Source organism: Pseudomonas sp. TUM25319 (genome assembly GCF_056388475.1).
Genome location: NZ_CM150751.1, coordinates 2,771,520 through 2,797,625 on the forward strand (window position 1 = coordinate 2,771,520; position 26,106 = coordinate 2,797,625).

The 26,106-nt window shown below is 62.5% G+C and carries 18 protein-coding genes and 2 pseudogenes; 13 read left to right on the forward strand and 7 right to left on the reverse strand.

What is annotated here, in order from left to right:
- Window positions 1–160: 160 nt before the first annotated feature.
- The 4 genes from AC05QJ_RS13150 to AC05QJ_RS13165 all read left to right on the forward strand — a co-directional run bounded on the left by AC05QJ_RS13150 (window position 161) and on the right by AC05QJ_RS13165 (window position 9,654).
- Window positions 161–6,214, forward strand: a complete 6,054-nt coding sequence (locus tag AC05QJ_RS13150; protein WP_476747264.1) for a YDG domain-containing protein — start codon at window positions 161–163, stop codon at window positions 6,212–6,214.
- 3 nt (window positions 6,215–6,217) lie between these two features.
- The gene (locus AC05QJ_RS13155) at window positions 6,218–7,870 is read left to right on the forward strand and encodes a ShlB/FhaC/HecB family hemolysin secretion/activation protein (protein ID WP_476747265.1); all 1,653 of its coding nucleotides are present in this window, start codon (window positions 6,218–6,220) and stop codon (window positions 7,868–7,870) included.
- An 82-nt stretch (window positions 7,871–7,952) separates the two neighbouring features.
- Window positions 7,953–9,128 (forward strand): ShlB/FhaC/HecB family hemolysin secretion/activation protein, encoded by a 1,176-nt coding sequence (locus tag AC05QJ_RS13160; protein ID WP_476747266.1) that lies wholly within the window; start codon window positions 7,953–7,955, stop codon window positions 9,126–9,128.
- 106 nt (window positions 9,129–9,234) lie between these two features.
- Entirely contained in the window at window positions 9,235–9,654 is a 420-nt protein-coding gene (locus tag AC05QJ_RS13165; protein WP_476747267.1) for a hypothetical protein, read from the forward strand.
- Window positions 9,655–9,660: 6 nt separating this feature from the next.
- On the opposite strand, the gene AC05QJ_RS13170 is transcribed toward AC05QJ_RS13165, so the two are convergent.
- A complete protein-coding gene (locus tag AC05QJ_RS13170; RefSeq protein WP_476747268.1) occupies window positions 9,661–9,909 on the reverse strand; it encodes a DUF3630 family protein in 249 nt (82 codons plus the stop codon).
- 172 nt (window positions 9,910–10,081) lie between these two features.
- On the opposite strand from AC05QJ_RS13170, the pseudogene AC05QJ_RS13175 reads away from it, so the two are divergent.
- The 4 genes and pseudogenes from AC05QJ_RS13175 to AC05QJ_RS13190 form a co-directional block, all read left to right on the forward strand.
- Window positions 10,082–10,246: pseudogene (locus tag AC05QJ_RS13175) on the forward strand (P-loop nucleotide/nucleoside kinase family protein); the annotation flags it as partial.
- Between the two features lie 309 nt (window positions 10,247–10,555).
- Entirely contained in the window at window positions 10,556–11,380 is an 825-nt protein-coding gene (locus AC05QJ_RS13180) for a LysR family transcriptional regulator (protein ID WP_476747930.1), read from the forward strand.
- A gap of 795 nt (window positions 11,381–12,175) precedes the next feature.
- Window positions 12,176–13,186: an AraC family transcriptional regulator gene (locus AC05QJ_RS13185; RefSeq protein WP_476747269.1), complete on the forward strand. Its 1,011-nt coding sequence runs from the start codon at window positions 12,176–12,178 to the stop codon at window positions 13,184–13,186.
- 101 nt (window positions 13,187–13,287) lie between these two features.
- Complete coding sequence (locus AC05QJ_RS13190; protein ID WP_476747270.1) at window positions 13,288–14,118, forward strand: oxidoreductase; 831 nt, start codon at window positions 13,288–13,290, stop codon at window positions 14,116–14,118.
- Window positions 14,119–14,167: 49 nt separating this feature from the next.
- On the opposite strand, the gene AC05QJ_RS13195 is transcribed toward AC05QJ_RS13190, so the two are convergent.
- Together AC05QJ_RS13195 and AC05QJ_RS13200 are read right to left on the reverse strand one after the other, a co-directional pair.
- Window positions 14,168–15,055: an alpha/beta hydrolase gene (locus tag AC05QJ_RS13195; protein WP_476747271.1), complete on the reverse strand. Its 888-nt coding sequence runs from the start codon at window positions 15,053–15,055 to the stop codon at window positions 14,168–14,170.
- A 100-nt stretch (window positions 15,056–15,155) separates the two neighbouring features.
- Window positions 15,156–16,322, reverse strand: coding sequence for an MFS transporter (locus AC05QJ_RS13200; RefSeq protein ID WP_476747272.1), 1,167 nt, complete (start codon window positions 16,320–16,322; stop codon window positions 15,156–15,158).
- 94 nt (window positions 16,323–16,416) lie between these two features.
- Here AC05QJ_RS13200 and AC05QJ_RS13205 point away from each other — a divergent pair, with 94 nt between their 5' ends.
- Complete coding sequence (locus AC05QJ_RS13205) at window positions 16,417–17,310, forward strand: LysR family transcriptional regulator (protein ID WP_476747273.1); 894 nt, start codon at window positions 16,417–16,419, stop codon at window positions 17,308–17,310.
- A 103-nt stretch (window positions 17,311–17,413) separates the two neighbouring features.
- Here AC05QJ_RS13205 and AC05QJ_RS13210 read toward each other — a convergent pair whose 3' ends face one another.
- Window positions 17,414–18,157, reverse strand: a complete 744-nt coding sequence (locus AC05QJ_RS13210) for a phospholipase D-like domain-containing protein (RefSeq protein WP_476747274.1) — start codon at window positions 18,155–18,157, stop codon at window positions 17,414–17,416.
- 401 nt (window positions 18,158–18,558) lie between these two features.
- Here AC05QJ_RS13210 and AC05QJ_RS13215 point away from each other — a divergent pair, with 401 nt between their 5' ends.
- Both AC05QJ_RS13215 and AC05QJ_RS13220 read left to right on the forward strand, forming a co-directional pair.
- Window positions 18,559–19,269 (forward strand): hypothetical protein, encoded by a 711-nt coding sequence (locus AC05QJ_RS13215; protein WP_476747275.1) that lies wholly within the window; start codon window positions 18,559–18,561, stop codon window positions 19,267–19,269.
- 112 nt (window positions 19,270–19,381) lie between these two features.
- The gene (locus AC05QJ_RS13220) at window positions 19,382–19,693 is read left to right on the forward strand and encodes a chorismate mutase (protein ID WP_476747276.1); all 312 of its coding nucleotides are present in this window, start codon (window positions 19,382–19,384) and stop codon (window positions 19,691–19,693) included.
- Between the two features lie 10 nt (window positions 19,694–19,703).
- Here AC05QJ_RS13220 and AC05QJ_RS13225 read toward each other — a convergent pair whose 3' ends face one another.
- Together AC05QJ_RS13225 and AC05QJ_RS13230 are read right to left on the reverse strand one after the other, a co-directional pair.
- Complete coding sequence (locus AC05QJ_RS13225; RefSeq protein ID WP_476747277.1) at window positions 19,704–20,327, reverse strand: glutathione S-transferase family protein; 624 nt, start codon at window positions 20,325–20,327, stop codon at window positions 19,704–19,706.
- 120 nt (window positions 20,328–20,447) lie between these two features.
- Window positions 20,448–21,592: pseudogene (locus AC05QJ_RS13230) on the reverse strand (zinc-dependent alcohol dehydrogenase).
- A gap of 187 nt (window positions 21,593–21,779) precedes the next feature.
- On the opposite strand from AC05QJ_RS13230, the gene AC05QJ_RS13235 reads away from it, so the two are divergent.
- On the forward strand, window positions 21,780–23,555 hold the full coding sequence (locus tag AC05QJ_RS13235) for a thiamine pyrophosphate-requiring protein (protein ID WP_476747278.1): 1,776 nt from the start codon (window positions 21,780–21,782) through the stop codon (window positions 23,553–23,555).
- Here AC05QJ_RS13235 and AC05QJ_RS13240 read toward each other — a convergent pair.
- A complete protein-coding gene (locus tag AC05QJ_RS13240) occupies window positions 23,536–24,795 on the reverse strand; it encodes an aromatic ring-hydroxylating oxygenase subunit alpha (RefSeq protein ID WP_476747279.1) in 1,260 nt (419 codons plus the stop codon). The two genes, AC05QJ_RS13235 and AC05QJ_RS13240, sit on opposite strands and share 20 nt — an antisense overlap.
- 247 nt (window positions 24,796–25,042) lie before the next feature.
- On the opposite strand from AC05QJ_RS13240, the gene AC05QJ_RS13245 reads away from it, so the two are divergent.
- The gene (locus tag AC05QJ_RS13245; protein WP_476747280.1) at window positions 25,043–26,095 is read left to right on the forward strand and encodes an FAD-binding oxidoreductase; all 1,053 of its coding nucleotides are present in this window, start codon (window positions 25,043–25,045) and stop codon (window positions 26,093–26,095) included.
- Window positions 26,096–26,106: the final 11 nt, after the last annotated feature.

Below are 26,106 nucleotides of genomic sequence, written 5' to 3' on the forward strand. Positions count from 1 at the left end.
CCTAGTTTCAGTGATAGCCAGTTGCCAACACCTTCACGTCCAATACCGTTTTTCCAAGCCCAGCGGGACAGCACCCGCCTGCGCAGCGGATTCCCGGCCCGCCCTGTGTCGCCCCTCCACGGGCAGACCGGCCGGCCTCGATCATCAACGGGAGGACCCCATGAACCGCACCTATGCCCTCGTCTGGAACCCAAGCCTCGGCGCCTGGAGCGTTGCCCATGAACACGCCCGTCGACGTGGCAAGGGCGCGGGTGCGGTCCTCGCCATGGCCCTGCTGCTGCCTGCGCTGGCCGGCGCCGCCGACTTGCCGACTGGGGGGCAGGTGACAGCAGGGCAGGGGCAGATCGGCTTGCCGGCGAACAACCAGATGGTCATCGACCAGGCCAGCAACAAGCTCGCCATCGACTGGCAGAGCTTCGACATCGCTGCCGGCAACAAGGTGACCTTCAATCAGCCCGGTCGTGATGCGGTTGCCCTGAACCGGGTACTGGGCGCCGATGGCTCGAAAATCATGGGCCAGCTCGATGCCAATGGCCGGGTATTTATCGTCAACCCCAACGGCGTGCTGTTCGGCAAGGACGCCCAGGTCAATGTCGGCGGTCTGGTGGCCTCGACCCTGGACATCAGCAACAGCGACTTCGAAGCCGGCCACTACGCCTTCAAGGGCGATGGCAAGAACGCTGCGATCGTCAACAACGGCAAGATCACCGCGACCGACGGCGGCAGCGTGGCGCTGCTGGGTGGCACGGTGAGCAACAACGGGGTGATCGTTGCCAACCAGGGCAGCGTGGCCCTGGCGGCGGGTAACGCCGTGACCCTGGACTTCGCCGGCGACGGCCTGCTCAACGTGCAGGTGGACGAGGCGGTGGTCGATGCGCTGGTGGAAAACCACCAACTGATCAAGGCCGATGGCGGCCAGGTGCTGCTCACCGCCAATGCCGGTGACGCGCTGATCAACACCGTGGTCAACAACACCGGCACCATCGAGGCGCAGACCGTTGGCGAAAAGAACGGCAAGATCGTCCTGCTCGGCAGTTTCGACGGTGGCAGCGTGCAGGTGGCCGGTACCCTCGATGCCAGTGCACCGAATGGCGGCAACGGCGGTTTTGTCGAAACCTCGGGTGCCCACGTCAAGGTGGCGGATAGCGCCAAGGTCACCACCCAGGCACAGAACGGCAAGACCGGTACCTGGCTGATCGACCCGACCGATTTCACCGTCAGCGCGGGTGGTGCTGGCAAAACCGACAGTGGCATCGGCGCCAACACGCTCTCCAGTAACCTGGCGACCACTGACGTCACCCTGCAAACCGCCGCCGCCAATACCGGCGCCGAGTTGGGCGATATCCACGTCAATGCCGCCGTGACCTGGAATGCGGGCACCACGCTCACCCTCAACGCCCATAACAACATCAATATCAACGCCGCCATTACTGCCCAGCACGCCAACGGCAAGGTCGCGTTGAAGTACGGCCAGGCCAGCGCCAATGGCGGCACGGCGGACTACAACATCAAGGCGCCGATCAATCTGCAAAGCGGGCTGAACTTCAGCACGCAGAAAGGCAGCGCCGGCAACACTATCACCTACAACGTGGTCAACGATGCCCAGGCGCTGCAAGCCATGAAGGACAACCGACACGGCAACTACGCCGTGGGCAGCTATATCGACCTGGGCAGCATCAGTAACTGGGTGCCGGTGGGAAATGAGGGTGCACGGTTCACTGGTCGACTGGCCGGGCTGGGTCATAGCCTCTCCAACCTCACTATCGACCTTGGCGGGACCGACAATGTCGGTCTGCTCGGCTACGCCGACTCAAGCAGCGTGATCCGCGATATTGGCGTGGTCGGTGGTAGCGTCACGGGCGGGAACTCAGTTGGCGGGCTGATCGGATTCAACCTGGGAGAGCTCAGCAACGTCTTTGCCACTGTCACAGTCAATGGCCAGACGAACGTCGGAGGGCTGGTCGGGGTCAACGGTCTCAAAAACATCAGCAACGCCTATGCCGCTGGCAGCGTCACGGGCCAAAATTCCGTCGGAGGGCTGGTAGGGTACAACCAGGGCACCATCAACCAGGCCTATGCCGCTGGCAACGTCACGGGCCAGGTAGAGGTCGGCGGGCTGGTCGGACGCAACGAAATGACCGTCCAATACGCCTATGCCAGCGGCCTCGTCCAGTCGGGAGATGTCTACTTCGGTGGTCTGGTCGGAAGCAACACCATCTTCGGCTTAGTAGCCGAGTCCTACTGGGACAGCGACAGCACTGGCAGCGCCAAACCCAACTTTTCCGACTTCTTCAATAGCATAAACGTGAGCGCCGTCACCTCCAGCAACCGCTACAACCACAGCAGCTATGGCAACCTTGGCACCTGGAACCTCGTCGCCGGCACTGGCAACGTCTACACCACGGGTGCGAATGGCTGGATCATGATCGAGGGCCAGACGCGCCCCTTCCTCGCCAGCGAATACAGCACCAGCGTCGGCAACGACCACCAGTTGCAACTGATGGCCTACAACCTCGGTGCCAGCTATACCTTGGCACGCGATATCGATGCCAGCGCTACCGCGGGCAGCAATGCCAGCGGCATGTGGAGCACGGCAGGCTTCGTTTCGGTGGGGGACACCGGCAACCGTTTCACCGGGCAATTGGACGGCGGCAGCCATGCCGTGACAGGGCTCACCATCAACCGCACGGGCACCGACTCCGTCGGCCTGTTTGGCTACACCAACATCGGGAGTGTGATTCGCAATATCGGTCTGGTGGGCGCCACTGTGGTGGGCAATAACGATGTCGGCGGCCTGGTCGGCAGAAGTTACAGCGCCCTCAGTAATGTCTATGCCAAGGGCAGCGTGACGGGCAACAGCAACGTCGGCGGTTTGGTGGGTAGCAGTGGCGGGCTGATCAATAGTGCTTATGCCGCTGTCGCGGTGAACGGCAACTCCAGTGTTGGCGGCCTGGCTGGCTACAGCGAGAAAGACGTAATCAACACCTATGCCTCCGGCAACGTGACAGGAGGCGCCTATGTTGGCGGTCTGATCGGCTTCAATGGCGCCCGGATTGATGACTCATTCGCAACCGGTAGCGTGAGTGGCACTGGTGCACTCGGTGGTCTGGCTGGACTGAACAATGGCGGCGGCGTCGTGGCGCGCAGCTTCTACGCCACCACCGACGCCAATGGCGTGGAAATCAACAACGGCGGCGCCAATACGGGATTATTCAGCGGCAACTCGCTCGGCACTGGAAAAAACCGGAATCAGCTGACCCAGGCTTCCACCTTCACTGGCTGGAGCATCGCCACTACCGGCGGTTCGAACGCCGCCTGGCGAATCTATGACGGCTATTCTGGCCCGCTGCTGCGCAGTCTTCTCAAGTCAGTGACCGTCACGGTCGACGATGTTACCGGCAAGACGTATGACGGTACGAGCGGCACGGTCGCGGGTGTGGGCTACAGCCTCTCCGACAGCAGCGCCACCCTGCTGGGCAGCGGCAGCTACACCAGTGTTTCCACGCGCAATGCAGGCACTTATGGCCTGGGGCTGACCGGTTTGTATTCCGATCAGCAGGGCTATGACATCGAGGTTGTCGAGGGCAGCTATGTCATCGGCAAGGCCAGCATCAGTGCCGTGACCGGTATTACCGCGCAAAACCGCACTTATGACGGCACTACCGATGTCAGCCTCAACACGGGTAGCGCCGGCTTCACCGGTCGTTTCGGCAATGATGCGTTGAGCGTGACCTCGGCCAGCGCTGCCTTTGCCGACAAGGGCGCTGGTGACGGCAAGACCGTCAACATCGGAAGTATCGTCCTCGGCGGTGCCGATGCCGGTAACTACACCCTGGCTGACAACACCGCCACCAGCAGCGCCGATATCGCCAAGGCCAGCATCAGTGGGGTGACCGGCATCACCGCACAGAACCGCACTTATGACGGCACCACCGATGCCATTTTGAGCGCCGACGCTGCCGCGTTCACCGGTCGCTTCGGCAACGACGAGCTGAGCGTGGCCTCGGCCAGCGGTGCCTTTACCGACAAGAACGCCGGCGACGGCAAGACCGTCAACATCGGCAATATCGTCCTCGGCGGTGCCGATGCCGGTAACTACACCCTGGCTGACAGTACCGCCAGCACAACCGCCGATATCGCCAAGGCCAGCATCAGTGGCGTAACCGGAATCACCGCGCAGAACCGCACTTATGACGGCACCAGCGATGCTGGGCTGAACACTGGCGCTGCCGCGTTCACTGGTCGTTTCGGCAATGACGAGTTGAGCGTGAGCTCGGCCACTGGCACCTTCGCCGACAAGAACGCCGGCAACGGCAAGACGGTCGATATCACCGGAATCGTCCTGAGCGGCGCCGACGCCGGCAACTACACGCTGGCTGACAGCACCGCCACCAGCAGCGCCGATATCGCCAAGGCAAGCATCAGTGGCGTGACCGGCATCACCGCACAGAACCGCACTTATGACGGCACCACCGATACCACGTTGAACACCGGCGCTGCCGCGTTCACCGGTCGCTTCGGCAACGACGAGCTGAGCGTGGCCTCGGCCAGCGGAGCCTTCGCCGACAAGAACGCTGGCGACGGCAAGACTGTCAACATCGGAAGTATCGTCCTCGGCGGTGCCGATGCCGGCAACTACACCCTGGCTGACAGCACCGCCAGCACGACCGCCGATATCGCCAAGGCCAGCATCAGTGGCGTAACCGGAATCACCGCGCAGAACCGCACTTATGACGGTACCACCGCTGCTGGACTGAACACCGGCGCTGCCGCGTTCACTGGTCGTTTCGGCAATGACGAGTTGAGCGTGACGTCGGCCAGTGGCGCCTTCGCCGACAAGAACGCCGGCAACGGCAAGACGGTCGATATCACCGGAATCGTCCTGAGCGGCGCCGACGCCGGCAACTACACCCTGGCTGACAACACCGCCACCAGCAGCGGCGATATCGCCAAGGCCAGCATCAGTGGGGTGACCGGCATCACCGCACAGAACCGCACTTATGACGGCACCACCGATGCCATTTTGAGCGCCGACGCTGCCGCGTTCACCGGTCGCTTCGGCAACGACGAGCTGAGCGTGGCCTCGGCCAGCGGAGCCTTCGCCGACAAGAACGCTGGCGATGGCAAGACCGTTAGCGTCAGCAATATCGTGCTCGGTGGTGCTGATGCCGGCAACTACAGCCTAGCCAGCACGACCTCCACCACCAGCGCCAACATCGGCAAGGCCAGCATCAGTGCCGTGACCGGTATTACCGCGCAGAACCGTACCTACGACGGCACTACCGATGCGAACCTGAACTACGATGCCTCGGGTTTCAGTGGCCGTCTGGGTAACGACGAGCTGAGCGTGGCCTCCGCCAGCGGCGCCTTCACCGACAAGAACGCCGGCGACGGCAAGACGGTAAACATCGGCAATATCGTCCTGGGCGGCGCCGATGCCGGTAACTACACCCTGGCCGACAACACGGCGACCGCCAGCGCCGATATCGCCAAGGCCAGCATCAGTGCCGTAACCGGTATTACCGCGCAAAACCGCACTTATGACGGCACCACCAATGCCAGCCTGAACATCGGCGGCGCCGCCTTTACCGGTCGTATCGGCAATGACGCGTTGAGCGTGACCTCGGCCAGCGGCGCCTTCGCCGACAAGAATGCCGGCGCCGCCAAATCGGTCGCCATTACCGGGATCACCCTCGGCGGCGCCGATGCCGGCAACTACGTCCTGGCCAGCGATACCAGCAGCACCCGGGCCGATATCGCCAGGGCGGCACTGATCATCGCCGCCGATAACGCCAGCAAGATCGCCGGGCAGAGCATCGTCCTGAACGGCTACAGCACCCGCGGTCTGGTCGCCGGCGACAGCGTGGCGTCGGTCAGCCTCGCCAGCAGCGGCGAAGCGGCCAGTGCCGCCGCCGGCTCCCACGCCATCGTGGCCAGCGCCGCTACCGGCGCTGACTTGAGCAACTACACCATTCGGTACGAGAACGGCATCTTGTTCGTGCTCCCTGCACTGAGCGAGCCGAGCGTGCCGGTGACAGGCCACGACTACCTCGGCGTACTGGCCTCCAACGGCCAGATCGTATCGAGCCAGGCCACACAAGAGGCACGCGAACCTCAGGGCCTGAGCCACGAGCTGCTGATCACCAACCCATCTGACGAGCGCCTGAACCTGCACGTCGTCAACCAAGGCATCCGCCTGCCAGAAGGAATCTGATTCATGCGCTTCGTTCGTTCATTGATCGGCGGTGGCCTGTCCCTGCTGTCGCTGTCCGTGATGGCGGCGACCCTGCCGGACGCCGGCCAGTCGCAACAGAACATCGACCAGCTCCCGCTGCAATTGCCCGGCAAGCAGCGCCTGGACCTGAACCTGCCCGACGCCCCTTCGGCTGCGGCGACGGCCAGCGGGCCGAGCCTGCAGGTCAACGGTTTCACCCTGGAAGGCAACGGTGCCATCAGCAGTGAGGAACTGCTGCCGCTGCTCGGCGACCTGCAAGGCCGCACGGTGTCCCTGGGCGAGCTGCAGGCCGGCGCCAACCGCATCACCCGGTTGTACCGCGAGCGCGGTTACCCGCTGGCCCGGGCCTACATTCCGGCCCAGGAAATCGACGGCGGCGTGGTGCGGATCGCCGTGATGGAAGGTCGCTTCGGCGAGGTCGGCGTGAACAACACCTCGCGGGTTTCGGATGTGGCGCTGACACCGCTCGCGGCGCTCAAGCGCGGCGACGCCGTGCGCTCCGCCGAACTGGAGCGCAGCCTGCTACTGCTGTCCGACACGCCGGGCGTGGAAGTGAAATCCACGCTCAAGCCGGGTGCCTCGGTGGGCGCCACCGACCTGATGGTGGATGTCACGCCGGGCCCGCTGTTGTCCGGCTCGGTGGATGCCGACAACTACGGCAACCGCTTTACCGGCGAGTACCGTCTGGGCGGCACCCTCAACGTCAACAGCCCGCTGGGCCTGGGCGACCGCCTGACGCTGCGGGCCATGGGCTCGGATGAAGACCAGCAGTACGGCCGCATCGCCTACCAGTTGCCGATCGGTCCCTGGGCCACGCAGGTGGGCGTGGCGTATTCCGACATGGACTACGAGCTGGCCAAGGACTTCGACGAGCTCAAGGCCCACGGCAATGCCCGCATCGCCAGCCTTTACGCGATCCAGCCGCTGGTGCGCAGTCGCGACTTTTCCCTGTACGCGCAAGTGCAGTTCGACGACAAGCGCCTGAAGGATGATATCGACCTGTTCGGCAGCAAGAGCGACAAGCGCTCCCGCGTGGTCATCGCCACCCTCAACGGCAACAGCCGCGACACCCTGCTTGGCGGTGGCGTGAACAGCTTTGCCCTGGCCTGGAGCCAGGGCAGCCTGAACATCGACGGTCAGTTGAACCAGACCATCGACGACCTGACCGCCGGCACCCAGGGCCGCTTCCACAAGCTCAACCCGAGCCTGGTGCGCCTGCAGCGCCTGAGCGACCGTTTCAGCCTGTACACCCAACTGCAAGGCCAATGGGCCGACGGCAACCTGGACAGCTCGGAGAAGATCAGCCTCGGCGGCGCCTATGGCGTGCGGGCCTATCCGCAAGGCGAGGCGTCCGGCGATCAGGGCTGGCTGGCCAACCTCGAATTGCGCTACGCCCTGACCGATGCCTGGCAGCTCAGCACCTTCGTCGACCACGGCGAAGTGCGCCTGAACAAGGACACCTGGAGCAACGGCGAAAACCACCGCAGCCTGTCGGCGGCGGGTGTCGGCGCACGTTGGGCTGCGTATGGCTGGCAGGTCAATGCGGTGGCAGCGTGGAAGCTGGGCAATGACGACCCGCAGAGCGACGTCGATCGCAGCCCGCGGGTGTGGGCGCAGGTGGTGAAGTTCTTCTAACCGTTCGGATGCCTGCCAGGGGGCTTGCGCAGAAATGGCACAAAGCCATATCGTGCCTTGCCCCCTTATTCCGGTATCCCGTATGCGCCTGGCGTCCTGCCTGTTGTCCGCATTGTGTGTGGTTCCTGTCTTGTGCCCCGGCTCAGGCCTGGCAGCGGAGCTTCTGCCGTTCCAGCAGCTCCCCGATCTGCCCACCGACACCAGCCTGACCCTGGGCAATACCACCTACGACCCGCCGGATGACCTGGAGGCGATGCCGTTTCTCAGTGGCTGTGTGGCGCTGGACAACTTCGGCGGCCATGACGACCAGGGCCGGCTCGCCAGCGCCATCAACTTCCGTGGCCTGCTCGACTCCAGCGACCTGCTGAGCCTGCGCAGCATGGGCTCGGCCGAGGCCGGGCATTACCACTGGGGCACCTATCACCTTGCCGTCGGCCCCTGGGCCAGCCGGCTGGGTGTCATCCTTTCGGATATGTCGTACGAGCTGGGCGACGAACTCAAGTCCCTGGACGCCAAGGGCAAGACCCGCACCCTCAGCGCCTTCATCCTCCAGCCACTTCTGCACACCGGGGCGTTCCGGCTCAGCGCCCGGCTGCAGTTCGACGACAAGCGCCTGCAGGACGAGGTCGGTGTACTCGCCCTGAACAGTGAAAAGCGCTCCCGCGTGCTCGATTACGGCCTGACCGGCACCCTGCAGGACCCGTTGCTGAACGGGGCCACCACCCGCATCGCCGTGAACTGGCGCGAGGGCAGCCTGAGTATCGACGGCTCGCCCTGGTCCCTGGTCGGCCGGGCCGATCCGGGGCAGTTCCGCATCCTGCGCGCCAGCCTCACTCGCCTGCAGCAACTGAGCGAGCGCCTGGCGCTGTACCTGCGCGCCCAGGGCCAGTGGACGGACGACAACCTGGACGACTCGGAAAAACTCTACATCGGCGGCGTCTTCGGCACGCGCTCCACCAACCAGACCGCCGTATTCGGTGACCGCGGCTGGCTCGCCAACCTCGAACTGCGCTACCGGCTGACCGACACCTGGCAACTGGTGGCCTTCGCCGATCACGGCGAAGCGCGCCTGAACACGCCGAGCTGGACGGTCGGCGAGGCTACCCGGCGTCTGTCCGCCAGCGGTGTCGGGGCAGGGTGGTCGGCCGGCGCCTGGAACATCAGTACGCTGGCGGGCTGGGAAATCGGGGGGCGCAAGGCTGAGAGCAGCGCTCAGCGGCAACCGCGTTTGTGGACGCAGTTGGCCTATTCCTTCTGAGTCGTTTGAAGTAAAGCCGCTGGGTTGGCACTTTTGCAGGTCGAACCCAGCGGCCGAAAGCGGCTTTAATCAACCCGGCTTCATACTCACAACAAGGAAGGACGACATGCTGCCGAAACTGCTCGTGACCATTGGAATCATTTTCTACGCCGTCGTGGTGCCGGTGCTGGAAGTCAACGATACCCACGTCTTCAACCCCGGCTGGGAGGCTCATGCGCGGTTGCACGAGGTCTGGCAGTTGTTCACCAACACCGCGATCGGCCTGTTCAGTGTCTGGTTGGTCTGGACCCGTGGCGACGTGCGCCTGCCGAGCCTGCTGACGGTATTCGTCACTGGCGGCTTCCTGCTGAGCTACTGGCTGCGGGCAGGCTACGGCGGCTCGATGGTGCTCAGCGATGGCACCGAGAAGATGATTTTCGGGGTGAACCTTGGGTTGTTTGCCTACACATTGGCGATTCTGATGGCGGCTGTGGCGGTGCTGATGGAGCGGCGGGAGCGGTTGGCAGCGACGTCTGCCAATCGCTGAGGGCTGCTATGGTTCGAGCAGCTTTCGTACCTGTTGGGTAAGTTCCTTGGCGTTATCGGGAACAAGCACTGAAATGCCCAGATAGTGCTCGAGGTGTAGCGTAAGAACCTGATCCTCTACCATCAGATCCCAGTAACGTTGGTCCAGTCCATCGAGCTTTGCGGTCCACTGGCCGCCGAGGCCTGCTTCGAGACGCTGGGCGATGGTGTCGAAAAGCTGCCAGTCGGCCTGTTCTGATAGTTCGATTGTGGGCATGTGGTGTTTGCTCAAGGATGGGCGGACTCTCTTGGTTGACGTGAGCTGATGCGGTGGATGAAAGGGGCATTCATGACGGACCGCTTTCGACCCTAAGCAGACAGTGAATGGCCGCTGGTTGCTTCGAAGCTATTCAATGAGCATCATCCGGGCTCGACAAGGAGACGTCCCCATGCCCAAATCAGTGCTTCATCTCATGTCTGGCAGGGTTGCATCCGGCAAATCAACTTTGGCGAAAAGTTTGGCCACCGAACTGTCGACGGTTCTGCTAAGCGAGGATCTTTGGCTCTCGAAGCTTTACCAAGACCGGATCAAGTCAGTAACCGATTACATACGTTGCTTCTGTCGCTCATGTCCAGCTAAGTTCGATCCGCAGGATCGGCAAGGCGCCTAGGTTCTGTATGAAAAGTCTTGAGACGCCGGCCAGGCAAGGCGAAAACAGCCGAGGAACGGCCGGGGTCGCGCTCGACGTTTACTGGAGTAAATGAGCATTCCGAGGCTGTTTTCAACGCAGCATGGCCAAGTATCAAGGCTTTTCATACAGAACCTAGCGCGGGTTAACCTAGTCAGCTGACGCGGCCATCCCTATATTTCAGTATTTCCCTGATATTAACTCCATGCCAATGAAGCCCCCGACTTTGACGCAATACGCGCCTTCGTGCTGGTCTCCCAGCTTAAAAGCTTTACCAAGGCAGCAGACATCATGGGGACTAGCCAGGCAGCGGTCAGTCTCAAGATCAAGCGACTTGAAGAGGCAGTTGGACGTTCCCTCCTGGAGCGAACGCTGCGCCGGGTAATCTTGTCAATGGACGGGCTGGCCTTCCAGGCGAGCGCCCAGCGGCTACTGGAAACCTACAACGAAGCCATGCTCAGTTTGGATTCGCCGAAACGAATGGTACGCATCGGTATTAGCCACCATATAGTCGGCGCCGATCTATCCCGCTGGTTCAAGCGTTTGAGTGAGGCTAATTCCGAGGTGGTTGTGGCCTTCAGCCTGGGTACTTCAAAAGACATGCTTGACAGCTATGAACAAGGCAAGCTCGACGTGGCGCTGATCCTGCGTCATGACAACCGTCGTCATGACGGTGAGGTCATAGGCACGGAGCGATTCACATGGATGGCCGCCGAGACTTTTGATGCGACGGAGCGTGGACCATTACCGCTGGTGATCCAGCCCGCTCCATGCGGTATGCGCAGTATGGTCGTCAACTCATTGCAGCAGGACGGTCGTCGCTGGAGGGAGGCGTTTGTCGGGTCCGGCATTCTCGCGATCGGTGCTGCCGTGTCCGCCGGCATTGGCGTAGGTGCCATGGTGGGCAGGATGGCACCAGCTGGATGTGTCGAGGTTGGTCAGCGGTTCAACCTGCCTGAACTGCCGAACCGTGACGTGGTGGTGTACACCGGCCATCGCGATACCCATGTGCGCGCCCTGGTAAATGTACTCAGTGAGGCCATTGCAGCGGATGGCTAGTGCAGATGCCTTACGAATGTGACGACAGTCACCATAAGTAATGACAGCACAAGAATACATAGCGCTAACGCGCTCAGGTGGAGAAGAGCGATGGTGGAGTTCTTGATTGGCGCGCGTGGCATGTGGGCCATCCTTCGGGTGTGTGAGGCCCTAGTATCCAAGGCACAAGGGGGTATAAACAGAGAGCGGCTTTTATTGCAGTGATAATGGAATAAACGGATAGCGCCTCCATAGGCTTGGGTGGATGCGGTTGTGATGGTTCATGGCAGCGTCTTGAATGTACGCTTTCGGCCAATAGTGGTCGCCCACGCACGAGCGCTAATAGCCGATAACACACATCCATGACGGGTCACATGGGGCGGTGACGGTCTGGTTCTTGAGCTGGCACAGTTCAAGGTGCCTGATCGATCACTTCAAACCAGCAAATCCGATATGGCAGGTCTTGGGACCGCCTTGCGGTCCATCGCAGGCAAGCCAGCTCCTACACGGATCGCGCCGGCCCGATATCCGGGTTTGAGCCCGTGATGTGTAACTATCGGAAACCTGCAGATCCTTTTTCACTCCTTGTCAATATGCTTGCCTTCCTTGTGCCGTTCCTTGCCCACCTTCATAGCCAAAGGCCATTCACCTGCACCTGTCATCCATCAGCGAACTGGCGTTGTCAGCGGTGCCAGCAGATGGCACCCATTGCAATTCATATGGCGCATTTAGCATCAGCCGAATCAGCCTTCCTCGCTAAACTGGCCTGAAACGTCTTCCCGACGAATCAGCAACTCATACGGCGGTCACGATCCGATGCCACGCAATCTCACCTTCTCCCTGGACATCGGCTGGCGGACGCTTCTGAAGGACTTCGGCTTGCAGCCCGAGCAGGTGTTGCGCAAGGCCGGCTTGCCGCAAGACCTGTTTTCCCGGGAGGGCTACGGGTTGCTGACCGATGAATACTTCCGTTTCTGGCACGCCATGGAGTCACAGGCCGATGATCCGGGGTTTGCGCTACGCCTCGTGGAAACCGTATCGGCCGAGGTCTTCGATCCTCCTCTGTTCGCGGCCTTGTGCAGTGCCAATCTGATGCAGGCCGTGCAGCGCCTGGCCAAGTACAAGCAACTCGTCGCCCCGATGAGCCTGGAGATGGAAGTGGGCGAGGGCGGAGAAATGACGGTCTCGCCACACTGGCTGGCGGTGAAGACGCAAGTGCCGTGTTCGTTACAGGTGGCTGAGGTCGCGTTCTTCCTGCAGTTGGCTCGCCTTGCGACGCGCGAACGCATCAAGGCCCTGCGTGTAACCCTCCCGCTAATGCCGACCAGGACTTACGCACGGCGCTTCGAGGTGTTTTTCGGGACGCCTGTCCAGCCGGGGGACAAACCCAGTATCACCTTCGCCGCCGCCGATGCCCTGCGTCCGTTCCTCACCGTCAATCAGAGCATGTGGCGAGCCTTCGAACCTGACCTGCGCCGTCGGCTCAGCGAACTGGACGCGGTAGCGACGATGGTCGAGCGTGTACGCGCCGTGTTGCTTGAGCTTCTGCCCAGCAATACCGCCACTGTCGAGAACACCGCAGAACGCCTGGGCCTCAGCAAGCGCACCTTGCAACGTCGTCTGGAGGATGAGGGTGTGAACTTCCGTATCGTGGTCAATACCACGCGTGAGAGCCTGGCCCGCCACTACCTGGGCAGCACCAGCCTGTCAGGCGGGGAGATCGCCTTCCTGCTCGGCTTTGAAGATCCGAGTTCCTTCTATCGCGCATTTCTGGACTGGACCGGGCAAACACCGGATACCGCGCGCCACGCGATGCGCCTGAACTGAGGCACGCATGGCGCAAGATGCAAATCTATTGGCATCTTGTGCCAGATGCCCCAGCACCTGCGCCTGAGACACTGGGTCCATTCAAACGAATGAGGTTCGCCATGTTCAGCAAAGGAAAGAAAACAGCCCTGGTTACCGGCGCCTCGTCGGGCATGGGCAAAGCGATTGCCAGGCAGTTGATTCAAGATGGCTATCAGGTTTACGTGGCCGCACGTCGCGTTGACGCAATGGCCGACCTCGCAAGGGTGGGGGCCCAGCCGTTGCGGATGGATGTTTCCAGAGACGAAGAGATCGTGGAGGGCGTACAGACTATTCTGGCGCAGACGGGCGGGGTGGACGTACTGGTCAATAACGCGGGCTTCGGTCTGTATGGGCCGGTGGAAGAAATCGGTCTCGACGAAGCCCGCTACCAGTTCGAGGTCAACCTGTTCGGTGCCGCACGGCTCACGCAGTTGTTGCTGCCCTCGATGCGTACCAAACGCGCCGGGCATATCGTCAACATCACCTCGATGGGGGGCAAGATGTACAGTGCGCTCGGTGCCTGGTACCACGCGACCAAGCACGCCCTGGAGGGGTGGTCCGACTGTTTGCGCCTGGAAGTGAGCGAGTTTGGCATCAAGGTGGTGATCGTCGAGCCTGGCGTGATCGAGACGGGGTTCGGCGACGGGGCCATGGAAACCCTCATCAAGCGTTCTACCGGTGGCCCCTACGGGCGGATGGTGCAGAGGGTGGCCAAGGCGATCAAAAGCACCTATGGGCAGGGCACGGGCAGCGCTCCACAGGTGATCGCCGACGTGGTTTCCAGAGCCGTGGCCAGCGGCAACCCGCGCACACGCTATGCCGCCGGCAAATTCGCCAGGACGCTGATCCGTATGCGTGTCTGGCTGGGGGACCGTCTGTTTGATCGGATCATTCTCAGCCAGATGCGTTGAGGGAACAGACAGATCGCGAGCCAGCCTCATCCGCCTGGACCGAAACGCTTCATCTGTCATGAGAAATTCCCGATGCTGGATATTGCTCATGAGTGAACGCCACGACCTCATCCAGGACCGGCGCCAGCCACCGCATGGGACGGGAGAATGCGGCAACCAATGTCCCGTGGCCGGGCCTTGAGAAATAAAGTTCGCGTACGGGCACACCCTGCTCCCGCAAACGCCAGGCCATGCCCCCGGTGTTGCGCTCGGGATTGACCAGCGTGTCATCCTTCGCGGCGATCAACAGTGCAGGGGGCGACGTGGCACTGACGTGGTGGATCGGTTGTGAATCGGGTGGCGAATTCGGGAAGAAGAAAATCGGCTTCACCTGCGGATTCTCGACAGGCAGAAAGTCGTAGGGCCCGGCCAGACCGATCCAGCCGCTGAGCATCGAAGGCTTCATGTTTATCGCTGCCAGCCATTTGGGGTCTAGCGCAACCATTGCCGCGTTGTAGCCGCCAGCGCTATGGCCCATCACATAGAGCCGTGCTGGATCGCCGCCGTATTGGCGGATGTGTTGGCGGGTCCAGCCCACCGCTCGCGCACTGTCTTCCAGAAAACCCTGATAGTGCACCTGCGGATAAAGCCGGTAATCGGCTATCACCGCAACGATACCTCGTGCTGCCAGCGCCTCGCCGACAAAGCTGTAGTCACTGCGCGAACCGCTGTTCCAGCTGCCTCCATAAAAGAACACCACCACTGGCACGTCGGCTGCGAGACGGACCGGCGTGTAGACATCCAGCCGGTTCCGCGGATCGTTACCGTACTTCAGGTCAGATGCCTTGTTGAAAGCGCCTCCCGGGGTGAGCAGGTTTAAAACCTTCAGAGGTGAACAGCCCAGCAACAGGCCCAACAGCCCGCCGGCAACACATAGGCGCATGGCTATCCTGATCATGGTTCGTTCTCTGCGGCGGTGTGGTGTTAAGACTGCGAGCTTGAACAGGAATTCAGCGCCTGACTGACAAGAATGGCGACCAGCAGCCCTCAAATCCTCCTCACACCACCACCGCCTCCGAGGCCCTCGACCTCCACGCAAAGCCCAACACCATCAACAACCCCAACCCAGCCATCGCCGCCCCCGCCAGGGAAATCGCCGGAAAACCCAACCCTGCATTGATCACCGCGCCCCCCAAGGCCGCGCCAATCGCGTTGCCGAAGTTGAATGCACCAATGTTCACCGCCGAGGCGAGGTTAGGCGCGTCCTTGGCGGCTTCCATGACGCGCATCTGCAGCGGCGGCACCAGGGCGAAGCTGGCGATGCCCCAGATCAGGATGGCTGCGGCAGCCGGCAGCGGCCAGCGCATCAGTACGGTAAACGCCAGCAAGACCAGAATGAGCACGCTCAGCGAGACGATCAGGGTGCGGTCGATCGAACGGTCGGCGGCTTTGCCCCCCCACATGTTGCCCAGCGTCAGCCCTACGCCGAACAGCACCAGCATGGCGGTGATGAAGGCGGGGGAGGCGTGGGTCTCGCTGCTGAGGATTGGTGCGATGTAGGTGAAGACGGTGAACATTGCGCCCGAGCCGACGACGGTCAGTGTCAGCGCGCCCAGCACCGGGAGACGGCCCAGTACGCGGATTTCGGCCATGACGCCCACGCTTGGCGGTGCCTCGAGGTCGGGCAGGGCGAACCACAACGCGGCCATGGTCACTACGCCGAGGCCGGTAATGCCCCAGAAGGCGGTGCGCCAGCCGAACAGTTCGCCAAACCAGGCGGCCAGCGGCACACCGCCAATGGTTGCGAGGGTGAGGCCCATGAACATGGCCGCTACCGCGCCAGCACGTTTTTCAGGGGTCACCACGCTGGCGGCGACGATGGAGCCGACGCCAAAGAATGCGCCGTGGTTCAGTGAGGTCACTACCCTGGCAATCATGAGGCTGTGGTAGTCGGTCGCCAGTGCGGACATGAGGTTACCCAGGGTGAAAATCGCCATGAGGCCTATCAGCAGATAGCGCCGGGGAATCTTCCCGGTGGTCAGGGTCATCAGCGGCGCGCCCAGCAGTACGCCCAGGGCGTAGGCACTGACCAGCAAGCCTGCAGCGGGAATCGAAACGCCGAGGTCCGCAGCGATGCCCGGCAACATGCCCATGGGGGCGAACTCGGTAACGCCGATGCCAAAGGCACCCACGGCGAGTGCAACAAGGGGTGGATTGATACGCATGAAAGGCTCCTTATCTATGCCGTCAATGCTACGATCAAGCGTTTTCAGGCGGTAGATGGCATTTCTGGTAATCACCTTTGCGTAAGAGGCACAAGTGGATTTCAACGGTAGATCGGGTGAAATGTTGGTGTTCGCCACCGTGGCGCAAGAAGGCAGCCTGTCGGCCGCCGCGCGTGCATTGGGGCTCACGCCCTCGGCGGTCAGTCGAATCATCGCGCGTGCCGAACAGCGCCTGGGTACCCGGCTGCTGTTGCGCACCACGCGGGCGATCACCTTCACCGCCGAGGGCGAAGCGTTTCTGCGCGGTGCCCGGCGCATCCTGGCCGATATGGATGAGGTCGAAGAAGCCATTGCTGACCAAGGCGTACCCAGGGGGCGATTGCGGGTCAGCGCTGCCCTTGGCCATGGGCGTCTGTCCATCGTTCCTCTGGTCGCGGCCTTCAGCGAGCACTACCCGAACATCGTCGTCGACCTCACCCTGGGCGACGAAGTGGTCGACATCCTCGCTGGCCAGGCTGATGTGGCTATACGTTTTGGCCACCTGCCCGACAGCCCGCTGAGCGCGCGCAAAATCTGCGACACTGGCCTGGTAGTGGTGGCATCGCCCGAATACCTGCAGCGCCACGGCACTCCTCAGGAACCGGAAGACCTGCTACGGCACAACTGCCTGCGCTTCAACTTCCGGCGTGCCGAACCCAACTGGCCGTTTGCGCGCGACGGCAAGGAATTTTCCCTCAATGTCAGCGGCAACATCGAGTGCAGCAGCGGTGAAGCGCTGGCCCAGCTCGCGCGGGTCGGTGCCGGCATTGCGCGCATCGGCGAGTTCACCGTCAGCGAAGACCTGCGGCGGGGAGACCTTGTATCGCTGTTGCAAGCCTGGAACCCCGGCGACCGGGAACCGATTCATGCGGTTTTTGTGGGCGGCCCGACGATGCCGGCGCGGGTGCGGTTGTTTGTGGACTTCTTGTTGGAGCATCACCGGATGTAGGCGAGGGCGTTGGCTGGCGCTTTCCGGTGGGTAATGTTGGGTGCCTGCAGTGGCGTGGTCTTGCCTGGCCGGCGTCTCAAGACTTTTCATGCAGAACCTGGACTCAAGCGCCGTAATACGGATCGCTCGCAACAGCATCTATTTTTTCGTATTCCTCTTTGATAGCGGCTCTGATGGCGTCGACAGAGCCCTGTTTGATATAGACGGGTGATACGTCATTTTTAAATCCATCAAGGCTTTCCGACATCAGAAAACAACTTCTCCATTCACCATAGTATCCGTCAGCGTACTGGGCGCCTTGCAGGTGAATTAGGTTCTCCCTGCACCGTGATCCGTTTTCTGTAAAGTTGTACGACCCGGTAATCACAGACAGTGGCTGAAGAAAACCATCAGGATTCAGCTTGCAAAAAACAAGGAATTTATGATGGAGCAGGATTTTTTTCTGGCCGTCATCTACAACGCATCCAAACACACGGACGGGGTCGGTATTTTCGGCATCGGGGTCCGAGCAGTTGAGTTCGTAGTGCCCTCCAAATACGTACTGCTCATCAAGACTCATGATTTTGAATTTTAGAGGTTTAAAATGTTTAAATCCGTATGCGCCCCTTGGGAAACCTTTTTTCCGGTTATCGGAAACTGTGCTTTTATCCATAATAATTGACACTCCATCTTTCAGTTGTGCGAGTGCATTTATTATTTTTTTGCTGGTTAGGTAGTTGACGCATCCAATGACCGCGGTAGAGCGTTTTATTTCTGAAACGACGAAGTCTTCCAGGTTGTTGAATCGGGTCCTTGCATCGTCTGGTCCAGATCCAACGTCATAAAAAACATCATTCAAACCGCTCATTACTGTCCTTCTCTGCAAGTGAGGTCCATCGGCACGTTATTCAAGCCTTCCCGTTTTATTGGCGCTAGCCCCTACCCAGGCGTTGCATCGTCAAAGTCCATTTCATGAGGGCGGCGATTGTACGCTGCCCCTGAATCAGTGCCTCAGGAATTTCGCGCCATCCAAAGTCATACCTCGCACGGATCTGGACCATTGAGCATGAGGGGGCGCGGGTACCGGTTTAGGGCGGCGCATGTCACGCATTGGCACCTCTGATTCGCTAACCAACTTCCATGAGCATTATGCGGACTTGATGGCGCTCCTGCCGTCGCCTGTGGGCACCGGCGCAAATCCGTAATAGCCTTTCAGAATCACCCGGCAATCCCTACAATCGTGCCCCCTGCGCTCAAAGGAATGTTTGCATGACTGTCGTTACACGCCTGTGCCTCTCCCTGTGTTTCCTTCTTGGCGGCTGCGCCAGCGTCCCCGAGAACCAGGTGGCGCCAAGTACCCTGCCGTCGATGGCCGAGGGGGCGTCAAAGCCGAGTGTCCACGTTTCGGTAAGCCACTACTTCGGCTCACCTGTCCCGCACCTGCTGGCGGGTTCGCTCAAGAACACCGCGTTTGGCACCGACCCGCAACTCATACAGAACCTGGGCGCGCAGTCCCCGCTTGCGCCTTCCGCCGTGCAACAGAGCACCACACAAACCGTGCGGCAGATACTCGACGAGACGGCGCTGTTCGGGCATGTCGCCATGAATGGCGAACCGGCTCGGCCCGGTGACTACACGCTGCGCCTGAGCGTGTACAGCTATTGGCCGCTCGATGGCGGCAGTGCATTGGCCAGCATGGCGACATTGGTCACCCTGGGGCTGTTCCCCAGCAGCCGGCCCCAGGAGTTCAAGTTGATCCTGGAGGTGTATGGTCCCGACAAACAGCCGCTGGCCCGGGTCGCCAATGCCGATGTCATCGACCAGCGCGTCGGCCTGATCAACCTGGCCCGCTTGAGCGATACCCAGGACAAGGCCGAGCGCGACACCCTCAAACGGCAGGTCGATGCCCTGCTGCTCAATGTAGTGAAAAGCGGCCTGGTGCCAGAGCTGGTACACACCACTGCAGAAAACCGAAGCTGAAGGCGCTGGCTGTTTGCAGGGGGCTGGTCGATCAGCACCGAACAGCCTTCTGCTTGCTCGTGGGCACATCAGCAGAGCAAACACCTGAGTTCATGAAAAGGAAATCACGCCAATGGATGTCTGCTGCACCTCTCTGGACGAAGTTCGCCAACGTATCGATGAAATCGACCGCAGCCTCGTCCTTCTACTCGCCAGGCGCGGCAATCTGGTCACGCAAGCCGCGAGCTTCAAGAAAACCAGCGATGACGTGCGCGCCCCTGCGCGGGTCGAGCAGGTCATCGCCAAGGTCCGTGCAGTGGCGGGCGAGACGGGGGCCTCGCCAGCGGTGGTGGAGCAGGTCTACCGGGCCATGATCGCGGCGTTCATCGCCGAGGAACTGGACACCCACGCCAGGCTGGCCGCCGAGACTTCCGGGTCTCGATGAAACGCTCGGCTCAAGGCGTGCCGTTGCGCCCATGGATGACGAGGCCGGGCCGCTCGCGCAGGCGGTCGTAGTAGTCCTTCACCGCCGGCAGGTGCGGATGTTCGAACGGCGTCTCGAACCAGCGGTTCACCGAAAGGCCAACGGGGATGTCGGCCAGCGAGAAGCGTTCGCCGGCGACATGGCCGCCGGTAGCGGTGAGCTGGCGCTCGAGAATGCCCATGTAGCGCGTCCACTCCGCCAGCCCCGCCGCCAGCGCATCAGCTGACTGGTGCGCGGGCGACTGGCGGACCAGCGACATGAAGGCGTAGCTCCACGAACGGTTGAGGTCGGAGGCTTGCCAGTCGATCCACTGGTCCACGCGGGCCCGGGCCTGCGCCGGCACAGGGTAGAGCGCCAGCTCGCCATAGCGGTTGGCGAGGTAGCGGATGATGCTGTTGGATTCCCACAGGGTGAAGTCGCCGTCCTGGATCACCGGGACCATGGCGTTGGGGTTCAGCGCCAGGAAGTCGGGGACGTCGGTGGGCTGGAAGCCGGTGCCCCAGTCTTCACGCTCGAACTCGACGCCGACTTCGGTGCACGCCCACAGCACCTTGCGCACGTTGATGGAGGAGGCGCGGCCCAATACCCGTATCATGCTTTTGTCCTTGCTCTGGGAAAGCCGTCATCCTCCGTGGCGTGAGTGCAGGGCACAAGGCACAGATCCAACGCCAATCGACCATACAGCGCCGCCAGCGACCGGTCTGCGCCTTGCCGATCACGCCGGTCCCAAGGTCCCCGTCGCCGCGCCCGGCACCAGGATGACCTTGCGGCAGTCGTCCTCCTTCTTGTCGAACATCCGGTAGCCCAGCGCCGCTTCTTCCAGGGCCAGGCGGTGGGTGACGATCAGCTCCGGCTGCAGGCGTCCGGCCTCGATGTGTTCGAGCAGTTCCGGCAGGTATTTCTGCACGTGGGTCTGGCCCATCTTGAAGGTCAGGCCCTTGTCGAAGGCATCGCCGAACATGAAGCCGTGAATGAACCCGGCATACACCCCCGGCACGCTGACCACACCACCGCGGCGCACGGCGGCGATGCTCTGGCGCAGGGCCTTGCCGCTGCTGCCTTCGATCTTCAGGGTGGTGAGCACGGTTTCGGTGGTGCTGCCCTTGGCTTCGAAACCGACCGCGTCGATCACCGCATCGACCCCGCGCATGCCCGTCGTCTGGCTGACGATGGTGTCGGCAGGGTCGTCGTCCTGCTCGAAGTTGATCGGGATGGCACCATAGGCGTCGCGGGCGTAGGCGAGGCGGTAGTCGTTGTCGTCGATCATGAAAATCGTCTGGGCGCCAAGCATCCGCGCGCAGGCGGGCCGATCTCGGCGTTGATCACCGCCTGCCAGGCGGTGGGCAGGATGTCGGAGAGGAACAGCACCTTGTCGTCGGTCAGGGTGCCGGGCACCTTGAACGGGCCGACGTTGGCCTTGGGCACGCGCACGTAGTCCGCCTGGCCACCGGGAATGCCGCCGTACAGGTGGCTGTAGCCAAACAGCGCGGCGCCCGGCGGAATGCCTTTCTTGTTGATGATCGAGCCGCGGCCGGTGTTGGTGGTCTCGCAGGCGGCGAACAGGTCGTGCTGGCAGAAGAAGCAACTGCCGCAGGCGATGACAAAGGGAATCACCACCCGGTCGCCGCGCTGCAGGTTGGTTACGGCAGAGCCGGTGTCTTCGACGATGCCCATGAACTCGTGGCCGAAGATATCGCCGTGCTCGGTGGCCGGGATCTTGCCGCGGTACAGGTGCAGGTCGGAGCCGCAGATGGCGGTGGCGGTCACCCGCAGGATGATGTCGTCGGCCTCCTGGATCTCAGGATCGGGAACGGTTTCGACACGGACATCGTTGGCACCGTGGTAGGTAAGTGCGCGCATGGGCTGAACTCCGCTGGATGAGTTTTCGGGCAGTCATGCAGGGGAGGGCGGGCGACGGAGCAAAGTTCAGGCGGGTTTGCGGCGCGAGGGATGGAAGGCGCGGCGGTTGCGCAAATCAATCTGAACACCCGCGTCCGGGCGCCGGTCCCAACCTTCGACGACCATCAGGATCAAGGAGGCAGCAACCATGTCCAGCACAGTCGGCGACTTTCTCGTGGAACGGCTCAGCCAATGGGGCGTAACGCGCATCTACGGCTACCCCGGCGACGGCATCAACGGGGTGTTCGGTGCGCTGCAGCGGTCCGGCAAGATCGAGTTCGTGCAATGCCGCCATGAGGAGATGGCCGCGTTCATGGCCAGCGCCCACGCCAAGTTCACCGGCGAGCTGGGGGTATGCATCGCCACCTCCGGGCCCGGGGCCTCGCATCTGCTCACCGGCCTGTATGACGCGCGCATGGACCATATGCCGGTGCTCGCCATCACCGGCCAGCAGGCGCGCACGGCACTGGGCGGACACTACCAGCAGGAGCTGGACCTGGTGTCGATGTTCAAGGATGTCGCCGGCGCCTTCGTCCAGCAGGCCAGCGCGCCGGCTCAGGTGCGTCATCTGCTGGACCGTGCGGTGCGCACGGCGGTGGGTGAGCGCAAGGTAACCGCGCTGATCCTGCCCAACGACCTGCAGGACATGCCCTATGAAGAGCCGCCCCGGGCCCACGGTACGCTGCATTCCAGCGTCGGCCTGAGCCGGCCGCGGGTGGTGCCGCGTGAGGCGGATCTGGTGGATGCGGCGCAGTTGCTCAACGCCGGCAGCAAAGTGGCGATCCTGGTGGGCGCCGGTGCCCTTGGCGCCGGCGAGCAGGTGCGGGCCCTGGCCGAGAAACTCGGGGCCGGCGTGGCCAAGGCGCTGCTGGGCAAGGCCGTGCTGCCGGACGACCTGCCGTGGGTCACCGGCTGCATCGGCCTGTTGGGCACCGAGCCCAGCCTGAAACTGATGAACGAATGCGACACCCTGCTGATGATCGGCTCGGGCTTTCCCTACGCCGAGTTCCTGCCCAAGGAAGGCCAGGCCCGCGGCGTGCAGATCGACATCGCACCGACCATGCTCGGCCTGCGCTATCCGATGGAACTCAACCTGGTGGGCGACGCCGCCGATACCCTCAAGGCGTTGCTGCCGCTGATCGAAGCGAAGAGCGACCGGCGCTGGCGCAAGAAGGTCGAAGGCTGGCGCCGGGCCTGGGACAGCAAGCTGGAAAAACGTGCCCTGACCCGCGCCGAGCCGATCAATCCGCAGCGGGTGGTGCACGAACTGTCGCCACGCCTGCCGGATCACGCCATCGTCACCAGCGACTCCGGCTCCTGTGCCAACTGGTTCGCCCGCGACCTCAAGATCCGCGACGGCATGCGCTGCTCGCTGTCTGGTGGCCTGGCCTCCATGGGCGCGGCGGTGCCCTATGCCATCGCCGCCAAGTTCGCTCATCCCGAGCAGACCGTGGTGGCGCTGGTGGGCGACGGCGCCATGCAGATGAACAACCTCGCCGAGCTGATCACCGTCGCCAAATACTGGAAGCAGTGGGGCAATGGCCGCTGGATCTGCGCGGTGTTCAACAACCAGGACCTCAACCAGGTGACCTGGGAACAGCGGGTGATGGAGGGCGATCCGAAGTTCTCGGCGAGCCAGGACATTCCCGATGTGCCGTATCACCTGTTCGCCATTTCCATCGGCCTCAAGGGCATCTGCGTCGACCGCGACGAGGATGTCGCCGGCGCCTGGGAACAGGCACTGGCCAGCGACGTGCCGGTGCTGCTGGAGTTCCGCACCGACCCCAACGTGCCGCCGCTGCCGCCGCACATCAGCGTCAAGCAGGCCCGGCAGTTCGCCGGTTCGCTGCTCAAGGGCGACCCGGATGCGCCGGGAGTGATTCGCCAGACGGCGCGGCAGGTGCTCAGCAGTGTGTTGCCGTGAGACCGCGCGGCCCCAGGTAGCTGCCGACGGTATCCAGGTACCAGTTGACGAAGTCGATCACCTTCTTTTCGTCATTCTGCGAATACGGCCCCGGTACATAGCCTGCGCCCTGCACGCCGAGGAAGTTGTTTTCCGCCAGCCATTTGTCCTGGTCGTTGGTGGCGTTCCATAACGCGGTGAGGTGGGCGAGGTCGTAGTCGCGACCTTCCACGGCGTCCTTGTGCACCAGCCATTTGCCGCGCACATGGGTGGTGCCGGCGTCGATCGGCCAGGCTTCGAAGGTAAAGGCGTGGTCCCGCAGGGCGTGGCTGAAGGCGCTTGGTTCGGTGGCCCAGCGCAGGGTGCCGATATTGCCTTCGCCGCCCGGAATCAGCAGCTTTGCGCAAGCCAGGCGGCCATCGAGGGTAAGCGACTGCACGCCGTCCTTGATCGGGAAACGCAAGGCGTCGAACCAGGTGCCTTCGACCGGGCCATTGACCAGGCCATTGGCGCGGCAGGTGTCTTCGAAATCGGTCATCCACTGTGGCTGGCCTTCGAAGTAGTCGTCTTCGGTCGGGTCGCGGAACGACGACAGCAATTCCGGATGCCGGGCGCTGCAGTGGTAGCACTCCCGGCCGTTTTCCATCACCAGTTTCCAGTTGGCGTATTCGGGCAATACCACGCTGTGGGCGACCTTGGCGTTCTCCAGATCGTGGGGCGCCAGCATCGGCTCCAGGGCCCGACGAAACTCCGCGAAATCGGGCACGTCGTCCGACAGGGCGATGAAGATCACCCCGGCCACCACCTCACAGTGCACCGGAATCAGGCCATGCACCTCTGGCTCGAAGTCGGCGGGCATGTTGCGGGCGAAGATCAGCTTGCCGCTCAGGTCGTAGGTCCATTGGTGGTACGGGCACACCAGACGCCGTGCCGAGCCCTTGTCGCTGGTGCAGATCAGCGCGCCACGGTGGCGGCAGGTGTTGAAGTAGGCGCGTACCGAGCTTTCCGCCTCGCGGATGATCACCACCGAGGTCTTGCCTGTTTGCACGGTGATGTAATCGCCGATCTTCGGCACTTCCGCCAAATGCCCGGCCTGCAGCCAGGCGCGGGCGAAGACCGCTTTCATTTCGAAGTCGAATACCGCCTGTGAGGTGTACAGCGCCTGAGGCAGGGTATGGCCGCGTCGGCACTGGCCATAGAGGTCGGCTAGGGCGGTGAAGGGAAGGTCGGTCGGGGTGATGCCGTGGCTGCAGCCTGCCATGTGGGGTTCCTCATCGAGTGTCGCCGGCCGGGGCGTTGTTGTTATGTGGCCGGGATTTTTATAGGGCAGGGGCCGGGCGCCGCCAAACGAAACTCCGGCATGACCGTCATTCCTTTTTTCATGGGTTGGCCGGTCATTCCCCGGTGGCATGGGGGCATGCCGAATGATCCTTTGCGGGGGCCGGCAGGGCGCCTCGATACTCGCTCGCAGCCTGTGCGGCAGAACAACAATAACCAGCGGGATCGATATGACTACTTTCGTGCAATCCACTCCCTTGCGGACCTGGAGCAACGGCCGGCACCCGGTCCGCTGCGTCGGCATCGTCGAGGAAACCAATGATGTGCGGACCTTCTCGTTCAAGGCCGAGGCGCCGACGCTGTTCGACTTCAAGCCCGGTCAGTTCGTCACCCTGGAGCTGGCGATCGGCGGTGAGCAGGTCACGCGGTCCTACACGCTGTCCAGTTCGCCCGCGCAGCCGTACTGTTTTTCCCTGACCATCAAGCGCGTGCCGGGCGGCCTGGTGTCGAACTGGCTGCACGATCATCTGGCGCCGGGCGATCTGCTGGTGGTGCACGGCCCCATGGGTCAGTTCAATGCCTGCGACTTTCCGGCGGACAAGGTGCTGCTGCTCTCCGGTGGCGTCGGCATCACGCCAGTGATGTCCATGGCACGCTGGTTCTTCGAGACCTTCGCGTCGGTGGACGTGGTGTTCGTCCACAGCGCCCGTACGCCGCAAGACATCGTCTACCACGCCGAACTGCGGCGTATGGCCGCCCGCAGCGAGGCGTTCAGGCTGCACCTGGTGTGCGAACGGGACGGCAAGGGCGAGCCGTGGTCGGGCTATCGCGGTTATTTCTGCCGGTCGATGCTCGAACTCATGGCGCCGGATTTTCTCCAGCGCGAGGTGTTCTGCTGTGGCCCGGCGCCTTACATGGCGGCGGTGCGGCAGATGCTGGAAGACGCCGGCTTCGACAGGGCGCGTTACCACGAGGAAGCCTTCGTCGCACCGCTGGCGCCTGTGGCTGCGCAGGCTGGCGAAGGTCACCGTGTGAGCTTTTCCCGCAGCGGCCACAGCGTACATGTGGCGCCGGGCGAAACCCTGCATGCAGCCGCGGGCCGGGCCGGGCTGCATATCCCCAAAGCCTGCGGGATGGGCGTGTGCGGCACGTGCCGGGTGTTGAAACTGTCCGGTGAGGTGACCCTGGCGCACAACGGCGGCATCAGCGACGAAGAGCTGGCCGAGGGCTATGTGCTGACGTGCTGCGGCACGCCTCAGGGTGATGTGATCCTCGACTGTTGAGCGCCACGCCG